Raw genomic sequence first — 16,313 nt, forward strand, 5'->3', positions numbered from 1 at the left:
TGTCACTGAACAGCCGTTTTCTCCTTGTCGCGGACCTCGACGCCGGCGATCCGCGTGTCGGGGTACTGTCCGTCGTCGTCCTTCTCCGCGGCCTTCACCATGTCCCAGACGACGTTGAGGCCGGTTGTGACGCCCTCCAGCGCCTCCATCTCACAGCCCGTCTTGCCGGTCGTCTCGACGGCGACGGTGAGCGTGACCCGATCGCCCGCGACCTCGAAGTCCGTCTCGACGTTCGTGATCGGTATCTGGTGACACATCGGGATCGTCTCCCAGGTGTGTTTGACCGCCTGGACCGCTCCGATCCGGGCGGTCGCGAGCACGTCGCCCTTCCCGATCGCGTCGGCCTCGATCGCCTCGATCGTCGAGGGGGTGAGACGTATCTCGCCGCGAGCGACCGCGCGCCGCTTCGTGTCCGGCTTGTCCCCGACGTCGACCATCTGGACGTCGCCGTCATCTGTCGTGTGTGTCAACTCGTCGGTCGCCTCGGAGTCCGCCGGGCCCTCACTCATCGGTACGAAGGGCCTCCGGGAGCCGGTCGATTAAGTCCGTCGCCACCAGTCCGTACCCCCGCTCGTCGACGACCAAGTCCCCCGCTCGACCGTTCGCGTAGGCGCCGATCGCCGCGGCCTGAAGCGGCGACTGGGTACACGCGAGCGCGCCGACCGCGCCGGCGAGCACGTCGCCGGTCCCGCCGACGGTCATGCCGGGATTCCCGGTTCGGTTGACGCGAAGGGCCTCGCCGTCGGTGATGACGTCGTAGGCCCCCTTCACGAGGACGGCGTGTCCGAGGTCGGCGGCGAACGACCGGACGAGGTCCGCACGCTCGCGCCAGTCCTCTGCGCTCGGCCCGCCCATCCTCCGGAGTTCGCCCTGGTGTGGGGTACACACCAGCGTCGCGTCCGTCTCGACCTCGGGAACGACCTGTAGCGCGTCGGCGTCGACCACGGCGCGTCCGTCGTAGGCTCCGAGGAAGCGCTCGACGAACTCGAGGGTCGCGTCGGCGTCGCCGAGTCCCGGTCCGAAGACGACGACGTCCCTGCCCTCGGCGAGTTCGGAGATGCCATCGAGGTGGGACGGAGCCAGCGTCTCGCCCGCGAAGCCGTGAACGATCAGGTTCTCCGAGAAGCCCTGCACCTCTCGGGCGACCGACTCGGGGCAGGCGACCCGAACGAGGTCGGCGCCGGCACGTAGGGCGGATCGCGCGGCGAGCGTCGGCGCGCCGGTGTAGGGACCGCCGCCGACCACGAGCACCTCGCCGTGGTCGCCCTTATGGCTCTCCGGCTCGCGTCCGAGCGCGAGCAGGTCGCCCGGCCCGGTGAACAGCTCCGCCGCCTCCGGGATCCCGATGTCCGCGACCGTCACGGGGACGCCGAGAGTTGCCAGTCCGGGCTTGCCGTCGTGGAACGTGACGACGCGATCCGCCTCCACCGCGAGACGCTCGCCGTCCGGACCGGGTTCGACCTCGCCGGTATCGGCGTCGACGCCGGAGGGGACGTCCACGGCGACGACGGTCGGCGCGCGCGCGTCGGCGTGGGACCCGCTCGTACTCGCGTCAGCATCCGATCCGCGACCGCCGCCGACCTCGTTGATCCGTCGGATCACGGTACGCTCGGGCTCGCGCACGGCGCCGGTGACGCCCGTTCCGAGCATCGCGTCGACGATCACGTCCGATCCCTCGAGATCGAGCGACGCGGGCTCGGCGGCCGGCGCGGCGACCGCCCGTGCGTCGATCTCGGCGGCCGAAAGCGCATCCCAGTTCTCGCGGGCGATCCCGGTCGAGACCGATTCGCGACGGCCGAGCAGGCGCACGCGAACCTCGAAGTCGGACAGGAAGCGAGCGGCGACGAGGGCGTCGCCGCCGTTGTTTCCGCGTCCGCACACGAGCGTCACGGTCGATCCCGGATCGGCGATCGAACGGATCTCGCGAGCGATGGCGTTGCCCGCCGACTCCATCAGCTTCGCGCGGGGGACGCCGAGGGCGGCGGCGTTGGCGTCGACCGAGGCCATTCGCTGTGCGGTGATCATTCAGGGTTCGCTTCGGCGGCATCCGAATTAAACGTGGGGTGTCCACCCTCCGGTCCGCAACCACTCCGTTCCCCGCTGCTCCGCTCCGCACACAATCTTTTCCCCGGTGCCCTCGCGAAGAGGGATCATGGGACCATCGCGTCCGATATCGCCGTGGATCCGCGAGTTCTGGGGATGGACGGGCGCGACCCTGTTCGTTTTGATCACCCTCGATCTGCTCACCACGATCTACGCCGTCGCCGTGGTGGGGATCGAACACGAGTCGAACCCGGTCATGGCGTGGCTGCTCTCGCGTTCGCTCGTCGTTCTCGTCGGGGTTCACCTGCTCGCCGTCGTGCTGCTCGCCGTGTTGTTCTACGGTCTCGCCGAACTCGTCCGGGAGACCCCGGAACCGTATCGGCGTGGATTGAAGCGCGCGATCGAGGCCTTTCTCGGGATCCTGCTCGCGATCGGCCTGTTCGTGTTCGCGAACAACCTCGCCGTGATCGTCCACGGTCGTAGCCTGCTTTGAGGGCCACTTCCTGGATTGCCGGCCGCCGTCGGTTCGGTCCGACCGCCGTGCCATCGATCGCCGTCCCGTTCCGCGAGGGTTTAAACCGGAAACCGAACAAGCCTCTCCCAGTGAGCACCGACGCACCCTGGTCGGACGTCTTCGGCCACGAGACGCCCTACCCCGAACAGGCGGAGGGGATCGACGCCGCGATCGAGGCGGCACGGGACGGCGGGTTTCTCGCGTTGGAGGGCGCCTGCGGCACGGGCAAGACGATGCTCGCGTTGACGGCGGGGATCGACCGGGTTCGGGATCCGGACTCCCCGTTCGAGCGCGTGTTCGTCCTCACGAGCGTCAAACAACAGTTGCGACAGTTCGAGGACGACCTCGAGACGATCAACGCGAACCTGCCCGACGACTACCGACCGGTCTCGGGACTGACGCTCGTCGGGAAGGCCGACGTCTGTCCGTACGCCCGCGAAAACCGCGGCGGGATCGACCGCGAGAACGTCTACGACCGGTGTGAGGGGCTACGTGAACGAACGCGGAACCTCGTCGGCGACGGCGGAACGACCACGGCCGGCGCGTTGGCCTCGGAGGCCCGAAGCCAGCAGGTGGGGCTGGCCGATTCCGGCGCGAGCTCCGGCGGTGCCGGAACGGATTTCCTCGAGGTGGACGGCGAGGCGACCCCGTATCGACCCGACACGGAGGAACACGAGGGGACCGAATTCTGCCCGTTCTACGCCGGGTTCCTCGAGGACCTCCCGGAGGACGGCGACCCGGTCGAGGCGGTGCCCTTCGATCTGACGTCGCGCGGTCACGTCGACCCCGGGGAACTGGTCCGACTCGCCGCCGGCGCGGGGTCGTGTCCCCACTCCGTCATGGGCGCGCTCGTTCCCGCGGTCGAGGTCGTCATCGGCAACTACTACCACGCCTTCGATCCCACGACGACGGGGACGTTCACCGGCGCCCTGCTCGAGGAGTCGACGTTCGTCGTCTGTGACGAGGCGCACATGCTCGAGCCGCGGGTTCGGGATCTGGTGAGCGACGCCGTCGCCGATCGAAGCCTCCGGGACGCGACCAACGAGCTCACCCGCGTCGTCCAGCCCGTCCGGTTCGACGAGGAGGGGAGGCACAACGACGACGCCGAGGTCGTTCGCGCGGAACTCGCCGACAGCGACGTCTCGATCGAGGAGGTCGAGCGAGTTCGGGAGTTCTACGAGGATCTGCGCGGGGAGCTCGACCGCCGCGTGACGGCCCACCTCGACCGGGAGCGTCCGGACTGGAGAGCGGATCCGAACCGGCTCGAGGACGCGGAGATCCCGCTTCGCGATCCCGAGTCGCCGGGCGTCGACGAGATCTCCGAATGGGCGAGCGAGGAGGGATACGGCGACCGCGTGTGGTCCCGCGCTCCGGCGGTCGGGGCGGTCGCGGAGCGCATCCTCCAGGAGCTGGAGGGCGAGGACCAACAGCGGGCCGCGCCGGGGGTCGGACGCACCGTCTCCGCGTGGTACCGGGAGGACCACGAGACGTTCTTTCGGGCGATAGATCTCGAGCGGACCTGGGACGAGACCGAGCCTCCAGACAGCTGGCGGCGCGCGTACAACGCGCGGTACGCGCTGTTCAACTGCCTGCCGAGTCGAGCGATCGGCGATCGGCTCGACGAGTTCGGCGGCGGCGTGTTGATGAGTGCGACCCTCGAGCCGATGGACGTCTTTCGGGAGGTGACCGGACTCGAACACCTCGCCGAGTCCGGCCGTCCCGTCCTCGAGCGCACGCACGGACTGACCTTCCCGCCGGAGAACCGCGAGAGCCTCGCGGTCGACGCGCCGAAGTTCACCCACGACAACCGCGGCCAGCCCGGCGAGGAGACGGAGACCCGGCTCGCCCACCTCGATGCGTCGATCGAGGTCGCCGCTCGACCGGGGAACGTCCTCGTCGGCATGCCGAACTACGCCGAGGCGCGGTGGATGGCCGGCGAGCTATCGGAACGCCTGGATAAGCCGGTCCTGCTCGACGAGTCGTCCGGCGATCGCGTCACCGAGTCGCTCAAGGACGACTTCTTCGCCGGCGACGGGAAGGTACTCGTCACGAGCCTGCGCGGCACGCTCACTGAGGGCGTCGACTACCGCGGCGACCGGCTCCACGCGGCGGTGGTCTGTGGCGTTCCGATCATCAACACCGCCCGGCCGCGGACGCGAGCGGTCGTCGCGGCCTACGACGAGCGGTTCGGCGACGGGTTCGAGACCGCACTCACCGTTCCGGCCGTTCGAAAGGCCAGACAGGCGATCGGTCGAGTCATCCGTGGTTCGGACGAGCGCGGCGTCCGAGTGCTGCTCGATGCGCGGTACGCTCGCGACACCTGGGACGGCGTCAGGGAGTACCTGCCGGAACACGAACGCGAGGAGTTCCAGCCCGTGAGCACCGACATGCTCGAGTTCGCTCTCGATCGGTTCGAGCGGGGCGATCGTGGGACGTCCAAAGGGGACGATCAACCCACCTCGTAGGAGAGGACGACCCCGTCGTCGATCCGTTCCGTCTCGACCAGATCGAGCGTCGGGAAGTCGTCGATGAACCCCTCGCCGTCCGCCAGCGTCGGCGCCTCCCGTCCGCCGATCACGAGCGATCCGACGTAGACCGACAGCTCGTCGACGAGGCCGGCCTCGAACAGCGAAAAGATCACCTCGCCGCCGCCCTCGACCATCAGCCGGTCGACGCCCCGCTCCCCGAGGGCGTCGAGGCCGGCGACCAGATCGACTCGCTCCGATCCGGAGCGTCCGGTCTCCCGAGCGTCCTCCGTCGACGACTTCGCGTGGGCGTCCTCGTCCGATCGGGGGTCGGTCCCCGCGACGATCACCTCGGCGCCGGACGACTCCAACCGCTTGCGTCGATCGTCGGGGGTGGCTCCGCCGACCAGCAGATAGGTCGTCGCCTCGTCGTCGAGGATCCGGGCGTCGGTCGGGGTTCGGCCCGCGGAGTCGACCACGACGCGGGCGGGATTTCCGGGACGTCCGTTTCGCAGCCGCTGGACGCGACGGTCCTCCTCCTCGAGCGTGAGGTGTGGATCGTCGGCGAGCACCGTTCCGACGCCGACGAGAACGGCGTCCGCCGCCGCCCGAACCCTGTCGACGCGGTCGAAGTCCTCGGGACCGGAGATACGGAGCTGCTCGCGTCGACGCGTCGCGAGCTTCCCGTCGACGCTCTGGGCGGCGTTGACGACGACGTGCATACGCCGGCGTCAGCCCGCGGAATCATGGGCGTTACGGTCGTCTCCGGTGGCAGCCCCTCGATCTTCTCCGTGTGCTGTACGAAATCTCCGGTGTGCTGCGAGCAACCCTTTTGTGCGGTGGCGCCGAATCCCGCCCCGATGGACGTAGACAAGCATGCCGAGGAGCTCGCCTCCGCTCTCGGCGTCGACAAAACGGAGGTCAAAGCGGATCTCGAGAACCTACTCGAGTACAGCGTGCCGATCGACGAGGCCAAACAGAGCGTCCGACGCAAACACGACGGCGGCGGTGGCGGGTCCTCGCCGACGCCGGAGTCCGTCGATCTGGACGAGATAACGACCGACCACGGCAACGTCACGGTCACCGCACGGGTGCTTTCGGTCGGGACACGAACGATCCGGTATCAGGGCGACGACATCACGATCCGCGAGGGTGAACTCGCCGATCCGACCGGGACCATCTCCTATACCGCCTGGCGCGACTTCGGCTTCGAGCCGGGCGACTCGGTGACGATCGGCAACGCCGGCGTCCGCGAGTGGGAGGACGCGCCCGAGCTGAACCTCGGCGACTCGACGACCGTCGCCATGGCCGACGAGCCGGTCGAGACGGACGAGCCGATCGGCGGCGACCGCTCGCTGATCGACCTCGAACCGGGCGATCGGGGTCGAAACATCGAGGTCCGCGTACTCGAGGTCGACTCGAAGACGATCTCCGGCCGCGACGGCGAGACGCCGATCCTCGAGGGCGTCGTGGGCGATTCGACCGCGCGGCTCCCCTTTACGGACTGGCAGCCGCGGTCCGAAATCGAGGAGGGTGCCGACCTCCGGATCGAGGACGTGTACGTCCGCGAGTTCCGGGGCGTCCCGTCGATCAACCTCACCGAGTTCTCCGCCGTCCAGCCGCTTTCGGACCCGGTCGCGGTGAACGACGACGCGCCGCGGCTGTCGATCGCCGAGGCAGTCGATGCCGGCGGCATGTTCGACGTCGAGCTGGTGGGGACCGTTCTCGACGTCAGGGACGGATCGGGATTCATCGAGCGATGTCCGGAGTGCGGTCGCGTGCTCCAGAGCGGCCAGTGTCGCAGTCACGGCGAGGTCGACGGCGAGGACGACCTCCGGACGAAGGCCATCCTCGACGACGGCACCGCGACGGTGACCGCGATCCTGGACCGGGAGCTCACCGCCGAGATCTACGGCGGCGGCATCGAGGCAGCCCGCGAGGCGGCCCGCGACGCGATGGACCGGGAGGTCGTCGCGGAGGCGATCGCCGAGGAACTCGTCGGTCGTTCCTTCCGCGTGCGCGGCAGTCTGTCGGTCGACGACTACGGCGCGAACCTCGACGCCTCGGCGTTCGAGCCCGCGACGGAGGATCCGGCCGCGGTCGCGAGCGACGTGCTCTCCGATCTTCGCGAGCCCGCAGCCGCGACGGACGGCGGGGCCGACGCCGCAAGTCGGGGTGGTGAGCGATGAGCGAGTCCCCGGGGACCGCGGGAACTCGCGAGGTCGCCTTCCGCGTCTTCGCCGCCGAGTTCGACGACGCGACGGTTTCGTACTCACAGAGCGACGAGGAACGGGCGCCGAACTACGTCCTCACGCCGCTCGGCGCGCGTGTCAATCGGCTGTTCGCGGTCGGCGTGTTGACCGAGGTCGAACGCGTCAACGAGGAGACGCGTCGCGGTCGGGTGGTCGACCCGACCGGCGCGTTCGTCACCTACGCCGGCCAGTACCAGCCGGACGAGCAGGCGTTCCTCGAGCGCGCGGAGCCGCCGGCGTTCGTCGCGTTGACCGGCAAGGCGCGGACCTTCGAGCCGGAGGACTCCGATCGCGTGTTCACCTCGGTCCGTCCGGAGAGCCTCAACGCGGTCGATTCGGACACCCGCGATCGGTGGGTCGTTCGGGCCGCGGAGACGACCCTCTCGCGGCTCGCGGTCTTCGCCGCGGCCCTGCAGTCGGATCTCCGGGGCGAGGAGCTTCGCTCCGCGCTCGAGGCGGGCGGCGCGGCCGAGGCGCTCGCGGAGGGCATCCCTCGCGCGATCGACCACTACGGGACGTCCGCGGCGTACCTCGAGGCGACCCGCCGGATGGCCGTCGATGCGCTCGAGCTCGTCGCCGGCGAACGTGACGACGTCCGAGCGCCGGAGATCGAGCCCGGCGAGGACGCCCCCGCCGAGATCGGCCCGCTCCCGGAGACGGACGTGACGATCGCGAAGCCGAGTTCGGTTGGCGACTCGGCGATCGACGATTCGCCGACCGACGACTCGCCGACAGACGGCGAGAAGCCCGCTTCGACTGGGGACGGCTCCGTCGAATCGTCGGGAGGGGACGCCACGATCCGGAGCGCGGACACGGACGGGGACACAGACGCGCAAACGGATACGGACGTCGACGCGGACGCGGTCGGATCGGGCGACGTGGACGAACCGGGCGCGGCCGACGAACCCGAACACGACTCGGCGTCCGATTCCGGCGTGGAGGCGCCATCCGGCTCGAGCACGTCGATCGAGGAACCGGAGCCACGGGACGAACTCGGGGATGTGGACGACGACTCTTCCGAGGATGTCGGCGACGGAGCCGCCGGAGGGGACGCGAGCGCCGACGGGCAAACCGGCGGACTCGGCGACTTCGCCGACCCCTCCGAGACGGGTGATTCGGGTTCGACGACCGATTCGGACTCAACGACCGGTTCGAGTTCGACGGATCCATCGAACGAATCCGCCGACTCAATGGACCCGTCTCCCGCCGGCGGATCGTCGAACACCGACGAGATGTACGAGATGGACGAGGAGGAGCGCTCCGAGGTCCTCGAGGAGTACGGAACGGACTTCTCGACGGGGACCGAGGTCGACGACCCCGGCGAGGCGGACATCGACGTGCCGGACGCGGACGAACTCGCCGACGAGGACGTCCGGAATCCCGGCGCCGACGGGACGGGACCGACCGACGACATCGACGTCGACGCGAGTCCGTCCGAGGGGGACGAATCCGCCGCGTCCGAAACGCCGGAGACGGATACGCGGGCGCAAGCGGATGACGAGCCCGGGGGCGACACCGAGTCGGAGAGCGAAGCGGGGAGCGAGGGTGAAGCCGAGACGGAAGGCGGAGAGGACGTCAACCTCACCGAGGCGGCGATCGACGCGATGGACGACCTCGACGAGGGCGACGGCGCGGACCGCGACGCCGTGATCGCGGCGGTCGTCGACCGGGTCGGAGGTGACCCGGACGCCGTCGAGGAGGCGATCGACGACGCGCTCATGAGCGGCAAGTGCTACGAGCCGACCGAGGACCGGCTGAAGGCGATCTGAGCGGCCGAATGTCCCTCGTCGATCCCGTCTCGAACGCGCCGGCCGCGGTCCTCGATCTCCCCGACGAGCGCGCGCTGGCTATCGCCGATTACCACGCCGGCATCGAGGCCGGACTCCGGTACGAACGCGGCGTCGAACTGGAGAGCGCGGCCGCGAGACGCCGAGAGCGCCTGCTCGACCTGCTCGATCGCACGGACGCGGACCGGCTCGTCGTCCTCGGCGATCTCGCCCATCGCATCTCGGCACCCGAGGGAACGGAACGGACGGAGATCGACGCGCTTCTCGACGCCGTTGCCGACCGCGTGACGGTGACGCTCGCGGCCGGCAACCACGACGGCGGCGTCGCGGAGGCGTTCGGGGACCGATTGGAGGTCCTCCCGCCCGCCGGAGGGCGGATCGGTCCGGTCGGGATCGTTCACGGGCACACCTGGCCCGACCCGTCGGTGCTCTCGGCCGAGGTGGTCTGTGTGGGACACGAACACCCCCGGATCCGGCTGGTCGATTCGGTCGGAGGCGGGCGAAGCGAACGCGCCTGGCTCCGGGGATCCCTGCGCGCGGAGCCGTTTCGCGCGGAGCTGGGCGAGGCGATTGACGCGCGGTGGGCCGACCCGGACCTCGTCGTCTTTCCGGCGTTCAACGATCGCTCGGGGGGGACGTGGATCAACGTCGAGGAGGAGTCGTTCCTCTCGCCGTTCCTCCCGGCGGCCATCGGGGACGGCGAGGCGTACCTCCTCGACGGGACGCGGCTGGGGCCGTATCGAGCCGTGTGACCCCCCGGTGCGACGCGTTTAATCGCGTCGATCCCCAAACGCGATCGATATCGATGCCGGAGGGTAGCTCCGCGAACGCAGAGGAGGATCCCGAGCGTGGCGAGCGTACCACGGAGGCGGACGCCGAGCATGTCGGCAAGGTAGACGCCGAGCATGCCGGCGGGACGGACGCCGAACGTGCCGGCGAGACCGACGCCGGGATGGACGCGTTCACGCACCTCGGATCGACGGTTCGGGAGGCCCTCTCGGAGCGGGGATTCACGCGCCCGACGGAGCCACAGCGCAAGGCGATTCCCCCGCTCGCCGAGGGACGAAACGCGCTGGTGCTCGCGCCGACGGGGACGGGAAAGACCGAGACGGCGATGCTCCCCGTCTTCGACCACCTCGTTCGCGCACGCGACGACCCGGACGACCCTCCTCGGTCCGGGATCTCGGCGCTCTACATCACCCCGCTTCGGGCGCTCAACCGCGACATGATGGACCGCCTGGAGTGGTGGGGCGACAGGCTCGACCTCGAGATCGCCGTCCGACACGGGGATACGACCCGGTACGAGCGATCGAAACAGGCCGACGACCCGCCGGACGTCCTCATCACCACCCCCGAGAGCCTCCAGGCCATCCTGACGGGATCGAAGATGCGAACGGCCCTCGCTTCGGTCGCGCACGTGGTCGTCGACGAGGTCCACGAGATCGCCTCCGCGAAGCGCGGCGCACAGCTCACGGTCGGCCTCGAGCGGCTTCGGGAGCTCGCCGGTCCCTCCCAGCGGGTCGGGCTGTCCGCGACGGTCGGGTCGCCCGGGGAGGTCGGCCGCTTCCTCGTCGGACACGGAGAACCGGATCCCTCGGTGCCGAACGACCGATCGTTCGACGTGGTCGAGGTCGATGTCGGGACGCGCATCGACGTCACCGTTCACCGTCCCGAGATAACCGAGGTGGACGCCCGGCTCGCGGGGCGGCTCGCGACCACGGAGGAGATCGCGAGCCACGTGCGGGCGATCCGCGAGATCGCCGCCGAGAACCGATCGACGCTCGTGTTCGTCAACACCCGACAGACCGCGGAGGCGCTCGGATCGCGGTTCAAGGCGCTCTCGTCCGACGGTGGGGAGGAGACCGGGGCGGAAGGCGAGGGGACCGGAACGGAGGGCGAGAAGACCGGGACGGAGGGCGAGGAGAGCGAATCCGGCGACGCGATCCCGAGCGTCGACGTCGAGGTCCACCACGGCTCGCTCTCCAGCGACGTCCGGGTGGACGTCGAGGACCGGTTCAAGGCGGGCGAGATCGACGCGCTGATCTGCACCTCCTCGATGGAGCTCGGGATCGACGTCGGGCGCGTCGACCACGTCGTCCAGTACGGAAGCCCCCGCGAGGTCGCCCGGCTGCTCCAGCGCGTCGGACGCGCCGGCCACCGGAGCGATCTGGTCTCGCGTGCCACCGTGATCGCGAGCGATCTCGACGACACCCTGGAGGCGATGGCGATCGCTCGACGCGGGGAGGCGGGGCTGGTCGAGCCCGCGAACGTCCACCACGGGAGCCTCGATACGGCGGCCAACCAGATCGTCGGGTTGACCATGGACTTCGGGGAGCTGCACGCGCGCAGGGCCTACCGGATCCTCACGCGTGCCCACCCGTTCCGGGAGCTGGACGAGGACACGTTCCGCGAGGTCGTCCGCGAGCTGGACGGCAACCGCGTGGTCTGGCTCGACGAGGAGGCCGACTCGATCGAGCGGTCGGGCGGCACCTGGCAGTACTTCTACGCGAACCTCTCGATGATCCCCGACGAGGCGACCTTCGAGGTCCACGACCTCTCCTCGCGGACGCGGATCGGGACGCTCGACGAGCGCTTCGTGCTCGATTTCTCGGGTCCCGGCGAGACGTTCGTCCAACGCGGCGAGATGTGGCGGATCGTCGACGTCGACGAGGAGGACGAGCGCGTGAACGTCTCGCCGGTCGAGGACCCGGGCGGCGAGGTCCCGGCCTGGGTCGGATCGGAGATTCCGGTTCCGCGGCCGGTCGCTAACGAGGTCGGTCGCCTGCGCGGCGAGGTCGCGGCGCGGATCGCGGAGGACGCTCCGCTCTCGGCGACCGCCCGCGGACTCGCGGAACGATATCCGGCCGACCCGTCGACGATCGAAGCCGCCATCGAGCCGATCGTCGATCACGCCGAGACGGCCCATCCCGTCCCGACCGACGAGCGGATCGTCGTGGAGGGTGCGGGCCGGTCCATCGTCGTCAACGCCGCGTTCGGTCACCGGGTGAACGAGACGCTCGCCAGGCTGCTCGCCGCGCTCGTCGGCCAGCGAACGGGATCGTCGGTCGGCATGGATGTCGATCCCTACCGGATCGAACTGGAGGTCCCCCGGTCGGTCGATCCGGGAACGGTCATCGAGATCCTCGAGTCGACCGACCCGGACCACCTCGAGGCGTACCTCGAGCTGGCGTTGAAGAAGGCCGACACCCTGGCGTTCACCCTCGCGCACGTGGCCGCGAAGTTCGGGACCCTCAAGCGCTATCGCGAGGGGAAGGGACGGTTCGGCGGCGACAGGCTCATGGCGGCCCTGGAGGGAACGCCCGTCCACGAGGAGGCGCTCCGTGAGGTGTTCCACACGGATCTGGCGGTCCCGGAGACGGCCGCCCTCCTCGAGCGGATTCAGGACGGGACCGTTGCCCTCGTCGCCGCCCGCGATCGGACTCCGATCGGGACCGCGGGCGACTCCTCGGGCCGGGAGTTCCTCGTGCCCGAGAACGCGGACGCGAGCGTCATCGAGACCATCCGCGAGCGGATAGCGGATGACTGCGTCCTCCTGTGTTGTCTGCACTGTCACGACTGGACCCGCCGGACCATGGTCCGACGCGTCGGCGAGCAGCCGACCTGTCCGGAGTGCGGATCGACGCGGATCGCGGCGTTGAATCCCTGGAACGACGAGGCGGTGAAGGCGGTTCGAGCGGACGGGAAGGACGACGAACAGGAGCGACTCACGGAGCGGGCCTACCGGTCCGCGAGCCTCGTGCAGGCCCACGGTAAGCGGGCCGTGATCGCGATGGCCGCGCGGGGGGTCGGCCCCGACAACGCCGCCCGGATCATCTCGAAGCTCCGCGAGGACGAGGACAACTTCTACCGCGACCTGCTCGAACAGGAGCGGCGATACGCTCGCACGCAGTCGTTTTGGGACTAGGGCGAGACCGGGTCGGAGCACGACCCGGACAGTCCGACCAACGCCAGCGAGACGGCGAGCCCGACCACGTATCCCGCGAGGTGTGCCCACGCGTTCGATCCCATCGGAACGATGACCATCGATCCGAGCAGTCCGGCGAGGAGGACGCTCGCTCCGACGACGAGGACGAACTCCGGGACCGGATCGAGAGCGACCCGCCGTGGAACCGCGCCCGCACGAACCAGCACCACCGCGATGACGGCCGCGAACGCGAGACACGCCGCGGCGACGCCGCGAAGCGGCGGGAAGTACGCGACGGTCTCGGGCGCGGCGAGGACGGCGCCGACGGAGGCCGGCGCCGCGACGAACGCGAGCCGCCGATCGACGGCTCCCGCGGTGAGGCGTTCGGCGGCGGCGAACCAGACGACGAGGAGGTAGCCGAGGAATCCCGCGTTCACGTCCGAAAATCCCGATGACGGGACGTCCGTGATCGCACCGAGGGTCACGAGCGAGGTCCACGCCGAGGCGAACGGAACGACGAACAGACAGCACACGGCGATCGACGGGAGTCGACGCCGCCAGCCGGCAAGCATCGAAAGCGGGTAGGCGACGCCCATCACCATGAGGTAGGCGGCGACGTTGTTGAGCAGGTGTCCCGGATGCGTGTGGACGTAACTCGACGCGAACGCGGTCCAAAGCGTCCAGCGGTTCGACAGGAGGCTCTCGGCCCCGAGCGACAGCGACCACGCGTCGGTTCCGGGAAGGAGATATAGCCCCGTCAAAATCCCGGGAACGGCGAGATAGACGATGGCGAACTCGATCGCGGAGATCGACCGAACGGCTTGGCCGACTGCGGTCCGGATCTCCGCGGCGACCTCCCGAAGCGACGGATCCTCGCTCACGGACGCCGATCGACGCTCGAGGGGCAAAAGCGCTCCTTCGTCGTCGATATGGGCACAGATCGAGAACGGACCTCGAGGAGGGGGACCGCTACGAGCGCGACCCGGAGACGGACTTCACGGCCGCCTCGTAGTGGGCGGCGGTCACCTCGAGCGCCTCCGGGTGCTCGGCGGCCTCGTCGCCGTGTTCCCGGGCGACGTCCTCGATCGCTGCGAGCGCGGCCTCGCGGCAGACCGCGGCGAGTTCGGCCCCGGAGAACCCCTCCGTCGCCTCCGCGATGGCGTCGAGATCGACGTCCTCGCTCCGGGGTTGGCCCCGCGCGTGAACTCGCAGGATGGTCTCGCGGGCGTCCCGATCCGGGAGGGGAACCTCGAGGTGGGTCTCGATCCGGCCGGGGCGAAGCAGCGCCGGATCGAGGGCGTCCTTGCGGTTCGTCGCCGCGATCACGGCGAGGTTCGGGTTCCCGGCGGCGCGATCGAGCTCGGTGAGGAGCTGTGAGACGACCCGCTCGCCCACCGCGGAGCCGCCCCCGCCGGATCCGCCGTCCCGAGCGGTCGCCACGGCGTCGATCTCGTCGAGGAAGACGATCGCTGGCGCGGCCTGCCTCGCGCGCTCAAAGACCTCGCGGACGGCCTTTTCGGACTCGCCGACGTAGCGGTCCAGAAGCTCCGGGCCGGCGACCTGGATGAAGTTGACGCCGCTTTCCCCCGCGATCGCTCGCGCGAGGAGCGTCTTGCCGGTCCCCGGCGGACCGAAAAGCAGGAGCCCCGTCGGCGGGTCGGTGTTCGCCGCCTCGAAGAGCGGCGCGTGGGAAAGCGGCCAGGTGACGGCGCGCTCGAGCCGCCGTTTGGCCTCCTCGAGCCCGCCGACGTCCGCGAAGGTCGTCTCGGGGGTCTCCGCGACGTACTCGCGCATCGCGCTCGGCTCGACCCCGGCGAGCGCCCGGTCGAAGTCCGACCGGGTCACCTCGATGCCCTCGAGGTACTCGTCCGTCTCGCGAGCGCGACGCAGCGATGTCATCGCCGCCTCCTGTGCCAGACTCTCGAGGTCCGCGCCGACGAACCCGTGGGTGCGACCGGCGATGCGATCGAGGTCGACGTCGTCGGCGAGCGGCATGTTCCGCGTGTGGACCTCGAGGATCTGTCGGCGCCCCGCCTCGCCCGGGACGCCGATCTCGATCTCCCGATCGAAGCGCCCGCCGCGACGCAAGGCCGGATCGAGGACGTCCACGCGGTTCGTCGCGCCGATGACGATCACCTCGCCGCGGGCGTCGAGGCCGTCCATGAGCGAGAGGAGCTGGCCGACGACGCGGTTCTCGAGGTCGCCGCCGTCATCGCGTTTTCCCGCGATCGAGTCGATCTCGTCGAAGAAGACGATGGCCGGCGCCGACTCGCTGGCGTGCTCGAAGACCTCCCGGAGCCGCTTTTCGCTCTCGCCTTTGTACTTCGAGGTGATCTCCGGCCCGTCGATCGTGATGAACTCCGCGTCGACCTCGTTGGCCACCGCCCGGGCGATGAGCGTCTTGCCGGTCCCCGGGGGGCCGAAAAGCAGGACGCCCTTCGGCGGGTCGACTCCCAGGCGTCCGAATGTCTCCGGCTCGGAGAGGGGCAACTCGACCAGCTCACGAACGAGGTCCAGCTCCTCGTCGAGGCCGCCGATGTCCTCGTAGGTCGCGCCGCGACCGCTCTCGCTTCCGGCCGGGCGATCGTCGGTCCGGACGGTCGTGCTCCCGTCGCCCGACGATTCCGATCGGTTCGGGGAGCCGCCGCCCGTTTCGTCGCTCGTCTCGTCGACCGTCCCGTCGCCCGCACTCCCGTCCGTGCCGTGGGCCGCCCCTACGTTTGTCGTCCCTGTGTGTGTCGTCCCTGTGTGTGTCGTCCCCGTGTTTCGGTACCGTACCGAGAGGTCCGTCCTCTCCCCCACTCGAACCGTTCCCTCGGGGTCCGTGGCCTCCACCTCGAACCGGAGTCCGCCGAGGCGCTCGACGTGGACCGCCTCCCCGGCCGTGAGCGGGCGATCACGGAGCGCGCGAGCCAACGTCCGCTCGAGGGAGGCGTCATCGACGTCGAGCTCCCCACGCTTTGCGGGTACCTGAAGGGTCACGGACCGGGCGTCCTCGACGTCCACCGGTGCGACGGTGACCGTGTCGCCGACCTTGACGCCGGCGTTCGCCCGAGTGTCGGCGTCGATCCGGACGGATCCCGGCTTGGCGTCGGGACCGCCCGGCCACACCTTCGCCACGGTCGATCCCGCTCCCTCGATGCGGACCGTATCGCCGCTCAAGATCCCGAGTTCGCGCCTCGCGTCCTCGGGGAGCCGGGCGATCCCCCGGCCGGCGTCGCGCTTTGCGGCCGCCCGAACCGTGAGATCGACGTCCGCGAGATCGTTCATGCGGGTCCGTTCCACGCGGCCGGTCTTGAGGCTTGCCCGGTGGCGGCACCGTCGGGC

The 16,313-nt window shown here is 69.9% G+C and carries 11 protein-coding genes; 6 read left to right on the forward strand and 5 right to left on the reverse strand.

Annotated features, from left to right (window positions below):
* Positions 1-2: 2 nt before the first annotated feature.
* On the reverse strand, positions 3-509 hold the full coding sequence (gene moaC, locus ACFQE9_RS13220) for a cyclic pyranopterin monophosphate synthase MoaC (RefSeq protein WP_379745502.1): 507 nt from the start codon (positions 507-509) through the stop codon (positions 3-5).
* On the reverse strand, positions 502-2,025 hold the full coding sequence (locus ACFQE9_RS13225; protein WP_379745505.1) for an NAD(P)H-hydrate dehydratase: 1,524 nt from the start codon (positions 2,023-2,025) through the stop codon (positions 502-504). The genes moaC and ACFQE9_RS13225 overlap by 8 nt, the downstream gene beginning before the upstream one ends.
* Before the next feature lie 127 nt (positions 2,026-2,152).
* Between ACFQE9_RS13225 and ACFQE9_RS13230 the strand changes: the two genes are divergently transcribed.
* Together ACFQE9_RS13230 and ACFQE9_RS13235 are read left to right on the forward strand one after the other, a co-directional pair.
* Positions 2,153-2,536 carry a DUF5658 family protein gene (locus tag ACFQE9_RS13230; RefSeq protein WP_379745507.1) on the forward strand — a complete coding sequence of 128 codons (384 nt, stop codon included), beginning with the start codon at positions 2,153-2,155 and terminating at the stop codon, positions 2,534-2,536.
* A 110-nt stretch (positions 2,537-2,646) separates the two neighbouring features.
* The gene (locus tag ACFQE9_RS13235) at positions 2,647-5,022 is read left to right on the forward strand and encodes an ATP-dependent DNA helicase (RefSeq protein WP_379745510.1); all 2,376 of its coding nucleotides are present in this window, start codon (positions 2,647-2,649) and stop codon (positions 5,020-5,022) included.
* Here ACFQE9_RS13235 and ACFQE9_RS13240 read toward each other — a convergent pair.
* Complete coding sequence (locus ACFQE9_RS13240; protein ID WP_379745513.1) at positions 5,007-5,744, reverse strand: 2,5-diamino-6-(ribosylamino)-4(3H)-pyrimidinone 5'-phosphate reductase; 738 nt, start codon at positions 5,742-5,744, stop codon at positions 5,007-5,009. The genes ACFQE9_RS13235 and ACFQE9_RS13240 overlap by 16 nt on opposite strands.
* A gap of 138 nt (positions 5,745-5,882) precedes the next feature.
* Here ACFQE9_RS13240 and ACFQE9_RS13245 point away from each other — a divergent pair, with 138 nt between their 5' ends.
* The 4 genes from ACFQE9_RS13245 to ACFQE9_RS13260 all read left to right on the forward strand — a co-directional run bounded on the left by ACFQE9_RS13245 (position 5,883) and on the right by ACFQE9_RS13260 (position 12,986).
* Positions 5,883-7,211 (forward strand): Single-stranded DNA binding protein, encoded by a 1,329-nt coding sequence (locus ACFQE9_RS13245; RefSeq protein WP_379745516.1) that lies wholly within the window; start codon positions 5,883-5,885, stop codon positions 7,209-7,211.
* Positions 7,208-9,043 carry a hypothetical protein gene (locus ACFQE9_RS13250; RefSeq protein WP_379745519.1) on the forward strand — a complete coding sequence of 612 codons (1,836 nt, stop codon included), beginning with the start codon at positions 7,208-7,210 and terminating at the stop codon, positions 9,041-9,043. The genes ACFQE9_RS13245 and ACFQE9_RS13250 overlap by 4 nt, the downstream gene beginning before the upstream one ends.
* An 8-nt stretch (positions 9,044-9,051) precedes the next feature.
* On the forward strand, positions 9,052-9,813 hold the full coding sequence (locus tag ACFQE9_RS13255) for a metallophosphoesterase (protein WP_379745522.1): 762 nt from the start codon (positions 9,052-9,054) through the stop codon (positions 9,811-9,813).
* A 200-nt stretch (positions 9,814-10,013) separates the two neighbouring features.
* Positions 10,014-12,986 (forward strand): DEAD/DEAH box helicase, encoded by a 2,973-nt coding sequence (locus ACFQE9_RS13260; RefSeq protein WP_379745625.1) that lies wholly within the window; start codon positions 10,014-10,016, stop codon positions 12,984-12,986.
* Here ACFQE9_RS13260 and ACFQE9_RS13265 read toward each other — a convergent pair.
* Both ACFQE9_RS13265 and ACFQE9_RS13270 read right to left on the reverse strand, forming a co-directional pair.
* Positions 12,983-13,867, reverse strand: a complete 885-nt coding sequence (locus ACFQE9_RS13265) for a hypothetical protein (protein WP_379745525.1) — start codon at positions 13,865-13,867, stop codon at positions 12,983-12,985. The genes ACFQE9_RS13260 and ACFQE9_RS13265 overlap by 4 nt on opposite strands.
* An 88-nt stretch (positions 13,868-13,955) precedes the next feature.
* Positions 13,956-16,256, reverse strand: a complete 2,301-nt coding sequence (locus tag ACFQE9_RS13270; RefSeq protein WP_379745528.1) for an AAA family ATPase — start codon at positions 16,254-16,256, stop codon at positions 13,956-13,958.
* Positions 16,257-16,313 lie beyond the last annotated feature (57 nt).

The organism is Halopenitus salinus, from assembly GCF_042662125.1.
GTDB classification, from domain to species: Archaea; Halobacteriota; Halobacteria; order Halobacteriales; family Haloferacaceae; genus Halopenitus; species Halopenitus salinus.